Here is a 13,874-nt window from a genome sequence, read left to right as displayed (position 1 = left end):
GGGCTCCAGACCCGGAGCCCCCGGCAACGGCGAAATCAACTCGCCGGACTCGCTTACAGTGCCTGACCTGACAAACTTACTTGGTCGCAGCCTTCTGCGACTTCTTCAGGAAGTAGTCGATCAGTTCGGAGCTGGAGTTGCCCATCTCCACGTCGAACGCCTTCACGCGGTTGTTGAAGTAGTTGAACATCCACACCGCGGGGATAGCCACGAAGAGACCGATAGCGGTGGTGACCAGGGCTTCCGAAATACCGCCGGCCACAGCGCCGAGACCGGTGGACTTTTCAGACGAAATGCCCTTGAACGCGTTGATGATACCGACGACCGTGCCGAACAGACCCACGAAGGGGCCGGTGGAACCGATGGTGGCCAGACCGCTGATGCCGCGCTCCATCTCGGAGTGCACGATCGCTTCGGCACGCTCGAGGGCGCGCTTGGAGGCTTCCATCTCTTCGCCGGGGATTTCGGTGCTCATCTGGTGAGCGCGAAATTCCTGAAGACCAGCCACGACGACCTTGGCGAGGTGCGACTTCTTGTAGCGATCAGCAATCTTGATGGCTTCATCGAGCTTGCCTTCGCGGAGGGCGCCAGCAACGGCCGGGGCAAACAGACGGCTCTGCTTGCGAGCGGCATTAAAAACGATCAGGCGATCGATCATCACGCCGATTGACCAGGCGGACATGATGAACAGAACGATGACGACGACTTTGGCCAGCCATCCCATCTGAGACCACATCGACCGGAGGTCAAAATTGACGGCCGCCTCCTGGAGCAACAGGAACGACCATACTTGGAACTGAAGAATCATCTTCTTAAATCTCCTGCGAGTTGATTTGTCTTGAACGAATGCGGACTACTACTGGTTCAACGTGAAGTTGACGTCAATCTGAGTCACAACTTCCACCGGTTCGCCGTTCAGCAGCGTGGGCTTGTAGCGCCACTGCTTCACGGCTTCGGTCGCCGACTGCACCAACAGCGGATGGCCTGATACCAGGGTTAGGTTCTGGATCGTACCGTCGCGGCCGATGACAGCGGTGAAGCGGACTGTTCCGGAGATGCGCGCCTGCTTGGCCAAGGGAGGATAAGTGGGCCGAGGCTGGCTGACGAGCATGGCCTGTTGCACGTTGCCGCCCACCGAAATGCGCTTGGGGGTAACGGGCTTGGGAGCCTCCTTGACTGGAGGAGGAGGAGGAGGAGCGGCGCTGCTGATAATGCCGCCAATTACACCACCCGGGGCTCCGCCCGGGACGCCACCAGGAACACCACCCACCACGCCACCGGAGGTGCTGGCAGGAATTTCGTCTTCCTTGATCATGGCGATTTCCTTAGGTACCTGCTTTGGAGCCATCAGGCGGGAACCGTCGAACTGCTTCGGAACCACCTTCACAACCTTCACCACAGCTGCCTGGGGAGGAGGAGGGGGAGGAGGAGGAGGCGGAGGAGGCGGCGCCACCAGCATGGAACTCAAAGCGGTCTTGGGGAGAATTTCCGGATTGAGCAGCGGCAGGATGACTCCTCCCCCGATCAATGCGATCTGCAACGTTGTGGATACGATGACCGTCCAACCTTTGTTGGTTTTAGCCGTTCCATCCACGAAGGTCTGTTCGAACATTGGGCTGTTTCTCCTTGCGTCCGGCCCCCGAGACCTCAGAGACCGTTCTCACCTATTTGGACACCGAAGTTTGCTACCGGTTCCCGGGAATTCCGGTCCCCGGTGTCTTTTTAGCTCAACTTTCTATTCGCCCCGCGACATGGCACGGCCTACTTGGCCTGGGCAGCCACTGGAGCCTTCTTCCGCTTCTGGAGATAGTTGTGCCAGAAGACGAGGATGGGGCTCGCGATGAAGATCGACGAATAGGTACCAACGATAATACCCGCAACCAGGGCGAACGCAAAGCCATTCAGTACCGGGCCGCCGAACAACAGCAGCGCAATAGCCGATATGAAGGTTAGGCCCGAGGTCAGGATCGTTCGGCTGAGCGTCTGGTTGATGCTCAGGTTCACGATCTCTTCACCCAGTTCCTTCCGGGAGAGCTTCAAGGTCTCGCGGATGCGATCGAACACGACGATCGTATCGTTCATGGAGTAGCCGACCAGGGTAAGGAGGGCGGCGACAACGTTCAACGAAATCTCTTTGTTAAAGAGCGAGAACAGGCCCAGCGTGATGATCACGTCGTGGAAGACCGCAATCACGGCCGCCAAACCGTAGATGAACTCGAAACGGAAGGCCAAGTATACCAGCATGCCGCCCAGTGCGTAGAGGGTAGCGAGCACAGCCTTGCTCCGCAGTTCCGCACCGATCTTCGGCCCCACCACTTCCGCACCAATGATGGAGAAGGGGGAGAGGAAGCACTCCTGCTTGATGACACCCAGGATCTGCGGTGTCACGCCGCTTACACCGTTCAGCTGATCGAGATTGGTCACGATTCCTGAACGGGGCGGAGTGTTCTTGAACTCCAGAACATTCTTCGCAACGGACTGCAGCTGTTCTTCGTTGAGAGCCACGCCCGCTCTCTGCATGGGGTCGCGCAAACGATCGGCCAGCGATTGCGCGCTGGCGTTGTTGAAGTCGAATTTGCCGCCGGACTTACCGAAGCTGGCTTCCAGCGTTTCGGTGATGGCGCTCCGCTCCGAGTTGAGTTGAATCTCGTCCTTCAGGGGCGTCCCGATGATGACGGAGTTCTGCCCAGGAATCTCCTGTACGGAGATTTCGCCCGGGATCTTGGAGGAGATTTCCGAACGGAGCTTATCGACAGGGGGTGTTGAAGCGAACTTGACGGTGATGTTGGCGCCACCGGTGAAGTCGATGCCGTACTTGAGCCCACCTTTGCCAATCCAACTGGCCAGGCCCACGACAGTCAGGACCAGCGAGGCCCCGATGAAGATTCCCTTTTTTCCAAGGAAATCGATGTTTGTGTTCTTAAATAGCTCCATGTACCGTACCGAACCCGGACTCCGGGGAGCAGCAGCCTAGGTTGAGCTCCCCATTTCTTATCACAGTTATACGCCGATGCTCAACGTGGCATTCGGCCCCTTGCCAGCCATCTCCATCTGGAACAGGGCGCGGGACACAAACACGGAAGTAAACACGTTGGCCAGAAGACCAATGACCAGCGTGACGGCAAAGCCGCGCACGGCTGGCGTACCGAACATAAAGAGGAACGCGCAACTGACGACGGTCGCCACGTGCGTGTCGATGATGGTGAGGAAGGCCTTGCTGAAACCCGTATCAATTGCCGCGAGCACCGCTTTGCCGGTGCGCATCTCTTCCCGGATACGCTCGAAGATCAGCACGTTGGAATCAACCGCCATGCCGATCAGGAGAATCACGCCCGCGATGCCGGGCAGTGTGAGAACCGCCTTGAGATAGGCCAAGGCGCCGATCAGAATGATCGCATTCAGAATCAGCGCGATCGTCGCGTTCACGCCGCTCATGTGGTAATAGATCAGCATGATGACGATCACCGCAATAAGGCCGACGAGACCCGAAATCAGGCCCTGCTGGATTGAGTCGGCGCCGAGCGAAGGTCCGACCGTCTGCTCCTGCAGGTAGATGACACCAGCCGGCAGCGAACCGGCACGCAGCACGAGGGCCAAATCGCTGGCATCCTGCTGCGAACCTGCGCCGGTGATGCGGCCCGAATCCTCGATGCGGCTCTGGATCACCGGAGCGCTGCGGATCTGGCTGTCGAGCACAATGGCGAGGCGCTGCCCGACGTTCGACTCAGTGAACTTGCCGAAACGGCCCTTGGCATCCTGGGCGAGGACAAATGACGTCTCCCACTTGCCGAACTCATCCTGGGCGGGCTTGGCATCGCGCAGGTCGCGGCCCGTGATCACGGGAGTGCGGGTTACGATGTACCAGCCTTCGTTGTTCTGATCGCCAGCCCGCGGCTGCGAGCGCAGCAGCTTCGTGTTCAACGGCAGCACGCCGCCGGTCTTGGCGAGCGCATCCTGCTGGCGGGGGAACGGACCATCCTTCACTTCGTAAAGCTCGAGCATGGCCGCTGTCTGGAGAATTGCCTTCACGCGGGCCGGATCGTCAAGACCGGGCAGCGACACCAGGATTTCGCCGTCGGCATTCGCGCCGCCGCGCTCCTGCACGCTGCTCTCCGCCAACCCGAGGCCGTTGATGCGACTCTCGATGGTGGTCCGGGACCGGGCCAGGGTGTCCTTCGTCAGCGCCAACGCCTCGGTCGGCTTCATGTTCACCCGATAGTCCGTGGAGTTGACCGGAGTCAGCACCCAACTGGGCATCGACTCGGAAATGAGGGTGCGGAAGGCGGCCGTCTTGTCGGACGGAATGCCCTTGATATCAATCTGGATCTTGTCGGCTTCGGCAATCGTCTTCGGTTCGCTGTGATCCATGGAACCGTAGTTGATGCTCTGCTTGCCAAGCTCTTCCTTCAGCCGTTCAATCTGCTGAATAGCCTCGGCCTTGAAGGCATCCTGCACCTGCACCTGCAGCACCAGGAGCGTGCCGCCTTTCAGGTCCAGGCCGAGGCGGATGTTATTGTGCCAATTCGCGATGAGCTCATCCTTCGACTTGGGGATTCCGATCATGCCGTAAACACAGATGAGCACGACGGCGACGATCAGGACGGCTTTCCACTTGAGATTCTGCATGTGTTCTAACTTTCCGCTGTGATTAAGACTTCTTCTCCTGGTTCGCCAGGCTCGCTACCGAACCCCTGGCGAATTGCAGTTTCACGTTATCCGGCTTCACGCGCAACACCAGGGTGTCGTCTTCGTTGATGCCGACGATGGTGCCGACCACGCCGCCGTTGGTGACCACCTGGTCACCGGCTTTGAGCTCGGACAACATCTTTTGTTGCTGCTTCTTCTGCCGCTGCATGGGCATGAAGAGTAGGAAGTAGAAGATCCCGAAAATCAGGAGTATAGGGACGAATTGCAGCAGCGAGCTAGCCGCTGCGGGCGTCTGGAGAAGGAGGAAATTCATTTCCGTTCCGGTGTCACCCAAAAGTTTGGACTCGATGTCTGCGACGCGCGGAACCCGCCCTGCATCTATGAGGTGTGGGCTGAGTTTGGACTTGAGGCGAGCCTGCGCGCAGTCTTCAAGAACTCGGGGAATGTCCCAAGCAAAATAGCCTCTCGCATCCGGCGCATGATGTCAAGGTAATGCGTCAGGTTGTGCAGCGTGGCCAGGGTGCTGAAGAGGATCTCTCCGGCCTGAAACAGGTGCCTCAGATAGGCCCTCGAGTACGTAGTGCAGGTGTGGCACCGGCAATTCTCGTCAAGCGGCCTCGAATCTTCACGATACTGTGCCTGTTTGATGACAACCTTGCCCTCCGAGGTGAACAGGTAACCGTTGCGGGCGTTGCGGGTCGGCATCACACAGTCCATCATGTCGACGCCTCGGGCCACATACTCCGGCAACTCCTCCGGAGCCCCTACGCCCATCACGTAGCGGGGTTTGTCCGCTGGTAACAGCGGAACGGTAACCTCCGTCATCTCCATGCTCAGTTCGCGCGGTTCCCCAACACTCAAGCCCCCCACGGCATAGCCTTCGGCGTCCAGTTCGCCCAGTTGGGCGACGCATTCGCGGCGCAGGTCGGCGTACATCGACCCTTGCACGATGGGAAAGAGGGCGTTGCGCGGCTCGCGGGACTCCATCCGCTCCCGGTAGTGGCGCATACCCCGGCGGGCCCAGCGGACCGTCATTTCCATCGACTTGCGGGCTTCGGCATGCGACGAAGGATAGTCCGTGCACTCGTCCAGCATCATCATGATGTCGCTGCCCAGCGAGAGCTGGACGTCCACCGTCGACTCCGGCGTGAACATGTGCTGATCGCCGTTCAGGTGCGAGCGAAACAGCACACCTTCTTCCTTGAGCTTTCTTAATTGACTCAGCGACCAGACCTGAAAACCGCCCGAGTCGGTAAGGATTGCACGCGGCCATTGCATGAAGCCGTGCAGCCCGCCGAAGCCCTCAATCAGCTTATGGCCCGGACGCAGATAGAGATGGTAGGTATTGCCGAGGATGATCTTGGCGTCCAGTTCCTCCAGCAGGTGTTTGCGCGTGAGCCCTTTCACCGTCCCCTGCGTGCCGACCGGCATGAAGACAGGGGTTTCGATGGTTCCGTGGGCGGTATGGAGCAGGCCGGCGCGGGCGCCTGTTTCGGGGCAGACGGCCTGTTTTTCAAAGTGAAGCGTCTTCAAGGGGTAAACTAGTTATTCTAACTCCCCCATGGCACTGCGGTTCTACAACACTCTCACCCAGGAACTCGAAGAGTTTCAGCCACAGGATGGCAAGACGGTCCGCATGTACACCTGCGGCCCGACCGTCTACTCGTTCGTACACATTGGGAACTTCCGTACGTTCTCATTCCAGGACATCCTGCGGCGGACCCTGAAAGCTCGCGGCTTCACGCTGGACCACGTCATGAACATCACGGACGTCGAGGACAAAATCATCCGCAATGCAATGGCGGCGGGCCAGACGATCCAGGAGTATACGGCGCAGTACACGCAAGCTTTTAAGGACGATTCGGCCACGCTGCGGCTGGAAGCGCCTGAGCGGCTCGCCTTTGCCACGGAACACATCCCTGAGATGGTGAACGCCATCGAGCGGCTGGCGGCCGGCAACCACACCTATGCGAACGAGGGCTCGACTTACTTCCGTATTTCGACGTTCCCGGAGTACGGCAAGTTGTCGCATACGAACTTCAGCGGCAACATCGCCGGAGCGCGGGTAGAAGTAGACGAGTACGACAAGGCCGATGCGCGCGACTTCGTCCTGTGGAAGGCGCAGAAACCGGGCGAGCCGGCGTGGGAGACTCCTTTGGGCGAAGGCCGGCCGGGCTGGCACATCGAATGCTCGGTGATGGCGATGAAGTATCTCGGCGAAACCATCGATATCCACACGGGCGGAGTGGACCTGGTCTTCCCGCATCACGAGAACGAAATCGCCCAGTCGGAAGCGATCACCGGCAAGCGTTTTGTCCGCTACTGGCTGCACGCCGAACACCTAATGGTGGAAGGGCAGAAAATGTCGAAGTCGCTGGGCAATTTCTACACCCTGCGCGACATCATCGAGAAAGGCTACTCGCCGGAGTCGATTCGCTACCTGCTGGTTTCGGCCCACTACCGCAAGCAGCTCAACTTCACGTTTGACGGGCTGAAGGGCGCGGCGGCCTCCCTGGAGCGCCTGCGCAACTTCGAACTGCGGCTGAAGAACGACCGCCTGCCGGAGGGTATCAATCCCCAGGTGGAGGAACGGACGGCAGCAGCCAGCTCAGCATTCAACAAGGGCCTGGATGACGACTTGAACACGTCGGACGCGTTGGCCGCCATTTATGAATATGTCCGCGACGCCAATACGGCGATGGATGCCGGGCAGTTCCAGGCGGGAAATGCGCCCGGCGCCCACGCCCTGCTGGCCGAGTTCGATGCCGTCTTTGACGTGCTGAAGCCGACGCTCCAGAGCGGAGCGCTCACGGACGCGGAGATCGACGAGAAGGTGGCCGAGCGCAACAAAGCCAAGAAGGCCAAGGACTTCAAGCGGGCCGACGCCTTGCGCAACGAATTACTGGAGCAGGGAGTCGTCCTGGAAGACACGAAAGACGGAGTCCGCTGGAAGCGGAAGTAAGCGCCCAGGGCCAGATACTCAACACGAAATGAACATCCAAACCAAAGCCGTTCACTCCGGAGACCGGAAGCAGCCTCAGAAGCAGATTCCGGTGGCGACGCCCGTGCATTTCGCCGCCAGTTGGGTTTGTTCCGACCAGGCTGAGCAGGACCGTATCTTCGCCGCCGAGGAGAAGGGTTTCGCTTACTCGCGCTACCACAATCCGACGAATGAGGCACTGGAAGAGCTGATCACCTCGCTGGAAAACGGAGCGGGTGCGCTGGCCTGCGCGTCGGGCATGGCCGCTCTGCAGCACTCGTTGATGGCTGCCCTGCTGGACCGCCGCCGCAAAGTGCTGTGCGCGCGCGACGTCTACGGCGCCACCATCAAGCTGCTGATGGATGTCCTGGGTCCGTTCGGGGTCGAGACCACCTTCGTCGATACCGGAGACCTGGCGGCTGTGGAACGCGCGATGGAGGAGGAGAAACCCGGCGTCCTGCTGCTGGAGACGATCTCCAACCCGCTTCTGCGAGTCAGTGATCTGCCGGCGCTGGCGGCCCTCTGCCGCAAGCAAGGCACGGCGCTGGTGGTCGACAACACGTTTGCCTCGCCGCTGCTGGTCCGTCCGCTGGAGATGGGCGCGCACATCGTCGTCCACAGCTCGACGAAGTATCTGGGCGGCCATGGTGACACGCTCGGCGGTCTGATCGTGAGCGACGAGGAGCACCTGGAGGCTGTGCGGCGTTTGTCGCGCATCGTGGGACCGGTCATGGGTCCGATGGAGTGCTTCCTGACTATGCGCGGCATCAAGACCTTCCCTCTCCGTGTAGAACGGCAGTGCCGCAACGCCCAGGGACTGGCCGCCTGGCTGCGCCAGCAACCCGGCGTGGAGCGCGTCTACTACCCGGACGATCCGCAACACCCCGATGCCGAGGTCGTCTCGCGGCTCCTGCCGGACGGCTTGTTCGGCGGCATGGTGAGCTTTGAACTGAAGAATGCGCAGTCGAAGGAAGGCGCCTTCGAGTTTCTCGACCGCCTGAAGCTGATCGTCAAGGCCACCTCGCTGGGCGACGTTCACACGATGGTGCTCTACCCGTGGATCTCCTCGCATCGTGATGTGTCGCCGAAGCAGAAGCAGCGGATGGGGATTCGTGAGAACCTGATCCGGCTCTCGGTCGGGATTGAAGCCCTGGACGACCTCGTCGCCGACGTGGCCCAGGCGTTGGCGTAAGCCAGATCACATTCAACGGGAGAGGAGGTGGGGCTTGCGCCGACCTCTTCTCCTCAATCCGCCGTCAGTCCTTCTTCACCACGCGCCAGCGGACCCGGACGCCATCCTGCTCATCCCATTCCGACCACGGCAGCGGCCCTTCCAGGCGTTTCGGCAGGTTGAGGTGGTAGTAGAGCAGCCGCCCCTGCAGCGACACCGTGACGGTGCTGGCCTGTTCCGTCGAGATCACATAGGAACTGCCCGCCACCACGCAGCGGCCCTCCGCGCATTTCTTGTCCCAGAACTGCGAGCTGACCTCCTCCTTCTTCTGTGCCTTCGAGTTGGTCCAGTAGACGTTCTGAATGGGGCCCTCGCCCAGCGCCGCCGCCGGGTAGTCCAACTCAAACTCGACGATCGGCACTTTCGAGAAGATCGGCTGCTGGCGCGGATTCGCGCTGTAAACCATCAGCATCAGCCCCAGCACGAGAAGGACGCTGCCCGAACCGAGCAGCCAGTTACCCCACGTCTGCGAGTGGCCGTAAAACCGCAAGACGGCTCCGCTGCCCAGCAGTAGCCCCGCCACTCCGCCGATGGGTCCAAAGATAAAGAACCCGTACATCGCCGCGGCGCCCTCGCGCGGCCCGGCCACGGACGTGAACCACGCAGCCGCGCCGTACCCCATGCCCACCCCAGTCAACACCCCCAGGACCAAGCCCGCCAGAATCGCCCCAAATACCATCTCAGTAGCCTAGCACCGGGACCGCCTTCTGTTGCTCGCTTTGCGCCGCCCATTCACGGCTCCGCGCCGTCCAACCGAACCTGCTGGCCACGACGGAGGTCCGCCTCTACATTGCCTACATGAGGGAATTCAAGAATGCCCAACGGGCAATGCTCTGCCCTGCCCTGCTGCTGCTGGCCGCGCTTCCCGCCAAGCCCGCCGGCCACTGCGACAGTAATCCCGAAACCGCCTGGTGCCAGGCGAAGACGATCTTCATTTGTGCCCGCTCCGGCTTCATGCGGGAAGCTGAACTCGAACGGGCCATTATTCAGAAACCGGAGTTCGCCAAAACCGGTCTGGTCATTACGCGCACCCAGAAAGACGCCGACCTCGTGCTGGAGGTGCGCCGCAAGCCGTTCACCTCGCAGTTCACGATTTCCGTGATCGACCGGCGCCGCCAGTTGCTCCTCGGCAGCGACCGCTCGAATTCAATCGGCGGCCACATCGAGCCGAAGCTGGCCAATGACTTTGTCAGGATGCTCCGCGCCAACCGCTAGGAGCGGGCCTTCTCCGAGACGGACTTCAAGACCTGCAGCCGGGCGTCATTCAGGCCGTTCTCAGCAAAGATTGAGACGCCGGCCGCGCCTGCCTGCAGGGACTCGCGCACCGCGTCAGCGAACTCGGCCTCTTTCATGCCGCCCAGGAACAGACCGCTGTAGAGCGGCGCTTTGACGGCGCCCACGCCTTCCCTGGTCATTTTGCCGACCCAGGCCGGGGTCTCCTGGTAGAACGAGTGGTAGATCATCGGCAGGAAGGCGTCGAGCTTCCAGCGGCCCCAGTCCTGCCGGACATTGATGCGGGCGAGGCTCGGACCGGGAAAGACGGCCGCGGTGATCTGCTTCTTCGCCGCATGGGCGGCCGGTACAAGGTACCCATTCACCAGGCCGGTTACCATATCAAGCCGGAACTGGAACCACTTCTCATCCAGCTTCGCGTCCATCTTCTGCATCGGATCGGAGCCATACTTCTTCTTGAACTCGGCCCGCTCGTACTCGGTGTAGCCGTAGTCGTATTCGGGAAAGACGTGGTCCTGAACGATGTTGTACTTCTTCCACAAGCCGCTGGGCAGAATCGCATCGGGATGGCGAATGTAATCGAGATGGACTCCGGTGAGTTCAGGAATGGAGGCGATCTCCTTCACCGTGCCCAGCACCCACTCGCGCACTTCAGGCCGGCCCGGATCCAGGAACTTGTAGTACTGCACGTAAGCCGGCTTGTCTGACGCGGACTCGCCTTTGGCATTCACGTTGTACCAGTCGGGGTGCGCTTTGATGACCTCCGGATTCATGCAGGGCATGCACCACATCCAGGCATGCACTTCGAGCCCCGCGGCCTTGGCAAGCGGCAGGATCAGGCCGAGCCAATCCTGCTTCACCGGCAGCCGGGTGCTGGCGAAGAACGCCTCCCGGCCGGCATAGACTTCGGGCAGAATCGCCTGGATGCCCGCTGCGCGCAGTTTCTCGAAGCGGAGCTTCCACTCGTCTGCGGTCGGACGGGTATTCGTGGGAATCCAAGCCCAGTTCTTGACACCCGCCGCGCGCGGCTTAGCCTCGAGTGATTCCAATACAGCGGCGGCCACGAGGCTCTGCCGGAGAAACGAACGCCGATTCACGCTCATGGCGCCCATCATATTGCGTTGGCTGGGCTAACGCACGACCTTCGCGCGCAGGATCTTGTCGAGCCGCGGGAAGCGCGCATCCAGATACTTGTTCCCTTCGGTGGCAATGCGCGAGGCGTTCGGCCCGCGCCCGGGCGGATCCCATTCGCCATACCCTACGTAGAGCTTCTCGAAGACGTCCAAACCCAGGGTGACTTTGCCGAACGGAGCGAAGCCGTCCTTGTCCAGATCCGAATTGTCCTTCAGGTTCACAAAGACCTGGGTGCGGCGCGAGCTCTTGCCGCTTTGCGCGAACGAGATGGTCCCCTTGACGTTCTTCTGCTTCACGGCGTCGTCTTCGATGGGCTTGGCGTTGAGCATCGCGTTCGTGTTCGGGTCGCCGGACAACCCGAACTGGACGATGAATTCGGGCCTGACGCGGAAGAACCGCGTGTCGTTGAAGAAGCCCGTGTTCACCAGCATCCAGAACTGCTCCGCTCCCTTCGGCGCCCAATCCTTGTGCACTTCCACGACAAACGAACCCTTGGAGGTGTCGAAGAGCACCTTGTACACATCGGGCATCGGCTGGTCTTTCAGTGACTTGCCGGCGGCTACCTTCTTAGGGGGCGGGGCGGGTTTCTCGCCGCAGGAGACGAGCAGGAGCGTGGCGGCGAGACAAAGCAGATAACGCATGACGCCATTATTTCATTTCGCCGCGGATTCGTCGCGCGGCCGGACGGGTTCCAGCCGCGCCCAAGGGGAAACTACCGGCCGGCCCAGGCTAAACCGTCAGCGCCTTTGCCCGCCTCGATCATCTGTTCGACAGACCAGTCGGAGGTTCGGATCGCCGCCACCTTCTTGCTGGAGTCGCAGGAGACATAGGCCACCTTGCCATCCGGACGCACCAGCACTTCCTGCGGAGCAGCCGGCACATCGATCGTCTTCGTCACCTTCATGGTGCCGAGGTCGACCACCGCCACTTTGTTCGCCTTGGAAACCGCCACTACCAGGTACTTCCCATCCGGAGTCGGTGCGGTCCCATAGCCCGGAGCCGGCAAGTCCACCCAGGACTTAATAGTGTTCGTCGCGGCGTCGATGACCGCCAGCCTCGGCGCGGTCTGGTCTGAGGTGAAAACGAGCTTGTCGTCCACGGAAAGCGCAATACGCTGCGTATTCCTGGAGATCGGGATGATCTTCACCGTCTTCTTCGCATCCAGGTCGAGCACGGAGACCGTCCCTGGACCGACATTCGCGGTGTAGCCGCGCTTACCGTCACGGCTGATTGCCAGCATGTGCGATTCAGCCTGTCCGGTAGGGACGGTGCCGACAATCTTCAGAGATTTGGGGTCGATCACGGTGATGGTGTTGTCGAGTTCCGTGGTCACGTACAGCAGGCCATTCTTCGGCCCGATCACCGGGCAATGGGGCCGGATACCCTTGCCGAAATCGACATTGCCGGTGACTTTGTGGGTCTTCAGGTCGACCACCACCATGTTGCGTCCATCCGTGCCCGGCTTGCCGACCCCGGAGTTGCCATAAATGGGCGCGTAGGCCACACGCCCATCGGGCGAGGCCACCAGTTCATGCGCCGTCTCACCGCCTTCGGGCACTGCGGCAATCGACTTGCCGGTTTTGGGATCGATGATCGCCACGGCCTGATCGCCTTTATTCGCCACCAGCAGCAGGCCGCCTTGCCCCAAGGCCATGTTCACGCACAGTGGTAACAGCAGGATCCAGGTTTTACGCATCGCAAGAAAGCTCCTCTTTATTTGGGCGCTCCCCGGCGCGCCTAGCCCCAAACCCGCTTCGTGACAGCCATTCTCCCACCCGGCTCCTGCCGAGACAACCGGGCGGGAATAAACGGACGGAAAGCTGGGATCTATGGGCGCATACTCATCACTGGAAGCCTCATGAAACTGGGAAACATCGTTGTCTATCCTTGCGCAGCCGCCGCGCTGATCGCCCTAACTGCCGCACTCGTGGCGGCCGCATTGGGCGATGCCGGACCCGCGGCCCCGGTTCTGGTGGAGCTCTTTACGTCGGAGGGCTGCTCCAGTTGCCCACACGCTGATGCGGTGCTGGCCCGCCTCGACCAGGAGCAGACCGTTTCGGGTGTGCCCGTGATCGTCCTCAGCGAACATGTCGACTACTGGAACAGCATCGGCTGGAAGGATCCCTTCTCCTCCCCACAGTTCAGTGCGCGGCAGCAGGCCTATAGCCAGGCGTTCCGGCTGGAATCCGCCTACACCCCGCAGATGGTGGTGGACGGCCGCGCGCAGTTTGTCGGCAGCGACATAGCCGCGCTCCAAAGTGCGGTAGCTAAAGCGGCCCGTCTGGGTAAAGCAGAGCTGCGGATCCTGGCGGCCGTCCGCAATGGTACGGAGGCGGCCATTGAAATAGAGGCCGGACGTGGCACGTCCAACCCGAAGGAGGATTGGAACGTGTGGGTCGCTTTGGCCAGCGACAGGGAGTCAGTGGCCGTCAGGCGCGGCGAGAATTCCGGCCGGGAGCTCACGCACGTGGCCGTGGTCCGCACCCTTGTCAACGGCGGCAGCGTGAAGCATGGCGGCAGCTTCCACAAGACCGTACGCGTCCCGCTCGACCCCAAGCTGAAAGGCATACGAGCGGTTGTCTTCCTGCAGCCGTCCGGAGCCGGTCCGGTCGCCGCCGCCGCCATGCGGCCGCTGGCCAACTGAAGCAG

General features: G+C 61.0%; 14 protein-coding genes. 4 read left to right on the top strand and 10 right to left on the bottom strand.

What is annotated here, in order from left to right; translation table 11 throughout:
* Window positions 1-76 precede the first annotated feature (76 nt).
* The 6 genes from IRI77_RS35920 to tgt form a co-directional block, all read right to left on the bottom strand.
* Window positions 77-808, bottom strand: a complete 732-nt coding sequence (locus IRI77_RS35920; protein WP_194449730.1) for a MotA/TolQ/ExbB proton channel family protein — start codon at window positions 806-808, stop codon at window positions 77-79.
* 48 nt (window positions 809-856) lie between these two features.
* Window positions 857-1,612 carry an energy transducer TonB gene (locus IRI77_RS35915; RefSeq protein WP_194449729.1) on the bottom strand — a complete coding sequence of 252 codons (756 nt, stop codon included), beginning with the start codon at window positions 1,610-1,612 and terminating at the stop codon, window positions 857-859.
* A 149-nt stretch (window positions 1,613-1,761) separates the two neighbouring features.
* A complete protein-coding gene (secF, locus tag IRI77_RS35910) occupies window positions 1,762-2,934 on the bottom strand; it encodes a protein translocase subunit SecF (protein ID WP_194449728.1) in 1,173 nt (390 codons plus the stop codon).
* Window positions 2,935-3,000: 66 nt separating this feature from the next.
* Window positions 3,001-4,626: a protein translocase subunit SecD gene (secD, locus tag IRI77_RS35905; protein WP_194449727.1), complete on the bottom strand. Its 1,626-nt coding sequence runs from the start codon at window positions 4,624-4,626 to the stop codon at window positions 3,001-3,003.
* 22 nt (window positions 4,627-4,648) lie between these two features.
* Window positions 4,649-4,960, bottom strand: a complete 312-nt coding sequence (gene yajC, locus IRI77_RS35900; RefSeq protein WP_194449726.1) for a preprotein translocase subunit YajC — start codon at window positions 4,958-4,960, stop codon at window positions 4,649-4,651.
* A 65-nt stretch (window positions 4,961-5,025) separates the two neighbouring features.
* Window positions 5,026-6,180 (bottom strand): tRNA guanosine(34) transglycosylase Tgt, encoded by a 1,155-nt coding sequence (gene tgt / locus IRI77_RS35895; protein WP_194449725.1) that lies wholly within the window; start codon window positions 6,178-6,180, stop codon window positions 5,026-5,028.
* A 28-nt stretch (window positions 6,181-6,208) separates the two neighbouring features.
* Between tgt and cysS the strand changes: the two genes are divergently transcribed.
* Together cysS and IRI77_RS35885 are read left to right on the top strand one after the other, a co-directional pair.
* Window positions 6,209-7,609, top strand: a complete 1,401-nt coding sequence (cysS, locus tag IRI77_RS35890) for a cysteine--tRNA ligase (protein WP_194449724.1) — start codon at window positions 6,209-6,211, stop codon at window positions 7,607-7,609.
* Between the two features lie 28 nt (window positions 7,610-7,637).
* Window positions 7,638-8,819: a trans-sulfuration enzyme family protein gene (locus tag IRI77_RS35885; protein WP_194449723.1), complete on the top strand. Its 1,182-nt coding sequence runs from the start codon at window positions 7,638-7,640 to the stop codon at window positions 8,817-8,819.
* Between the two features lie 64 nt (window positions 8,820-8,883).
* Here the strand turns inward: IRI77_RS35885 and IRI77_RS35880 are convergent, their stop codons facing one another.
* Window positions 8,884-9,537, bottom strand: coding sequence for a hypothetical protein (locus tag IRI77_RS35880; protein WP_194449722.1), 654 nt, complete (start codon window positions 9,535-9,537; stop codon window positions 8,884-8,886).
* Between the two features lie 149 nt (window positions 9,538-9,686).
* On the opposite strand from IRI77_RS35880, the gene IRI77_RS35875 reads away from it, so the two are divergent.
* The gene (locus IRI77_RS35875; RefSeq protein ID WP_194449721.1) at window positions 9,687-10,073 is read left to right on the top strand and encodes a hypothetical protein; all 387 of its coding nucleotides are present in this window, start codon (window positions 9,687-9,689) and stop codon (window positions 10,071-10,073) included.
* Here IRI77_RS35875 and IRI77_RS35870 read toward each other — a convergent pair.
* The 3 genes from IRI77_RS35870 to IRI77_RS35860 all read right to left on the bottom strand — a co-directional run bounded on the left by IRI77_RS35870 (window position 10,070) and on the right by IRI77_RS35860 (window position 12,921).
* Window positions 10,070-11,194, bottom strand: a complete 1,125-nt coding sequence (locus IRI77_RS35870) for a family 10 glycosylhydrolase (protein ID WP_194449720.1) — start codon at window positions 11,192-11,194, stop codon at window positions 10,070-10,072. The genes IRI77_RS35875 and IRI77_RS35870 overlap by 4 nt on opposite strands.
* 27 nt (window positions 11,195-11,221) lie before the next feature.
* Window positions 11,222-11,866 (bottom strand): peptidylprolyl isomerase, encoded by a 645-nt coding sequence (locus IRI77_RS35865; protein ID WP_194449719.1) that lies wholly within the window; start codon window positions 11,864-11,866, stop codon window positions 11,222-11,224.
* Window positions 11,867-11,937: 71 nt separating this feature from the next.
* Window positions 11,938-12,921: a cytochrome D1 domain-containing protein gene (locus IRI77_RS35860; protein WP_194449718.1), complete on the bottom strand. Its 984-nt coding sequence runs from the start codon at window positions 12,919-12,921 to the stop codon at window positions 11,938-11,940.
* 162 nt (window positions 12,922-13,083) lie between these two features.
* On the opposite strand from IRI77_RS35860, the gene IRI77_RS35855 reads away from it, so the two are divergent.
* A complete protein-coding gene (locus IRI77_RS35855) occupies window positions 13,084-13,869 on the top strand; it encodes a DUF1223 domain-containing protein (RefSeq protein ID WP_194449717.1) in 786 nt (261 codons plus the stop codon).
* The last annotated feature ends 5 nt before the right edge of the window (window positions 13,870-13,874 follow it).

Origin of the sequence: Paludibaculum fermentans, assembly GCF_015277775.1 — a bacterium.
GTDB lineage: Bacteria > Acidobacteriota > Terriglobia > Bryobacterales > Bryobacteraceae > Paludibaculum > Paludibaculum fermentans.
This window is presented reverse-complemented; position numbering and strand designations above follow the sequence as displayed.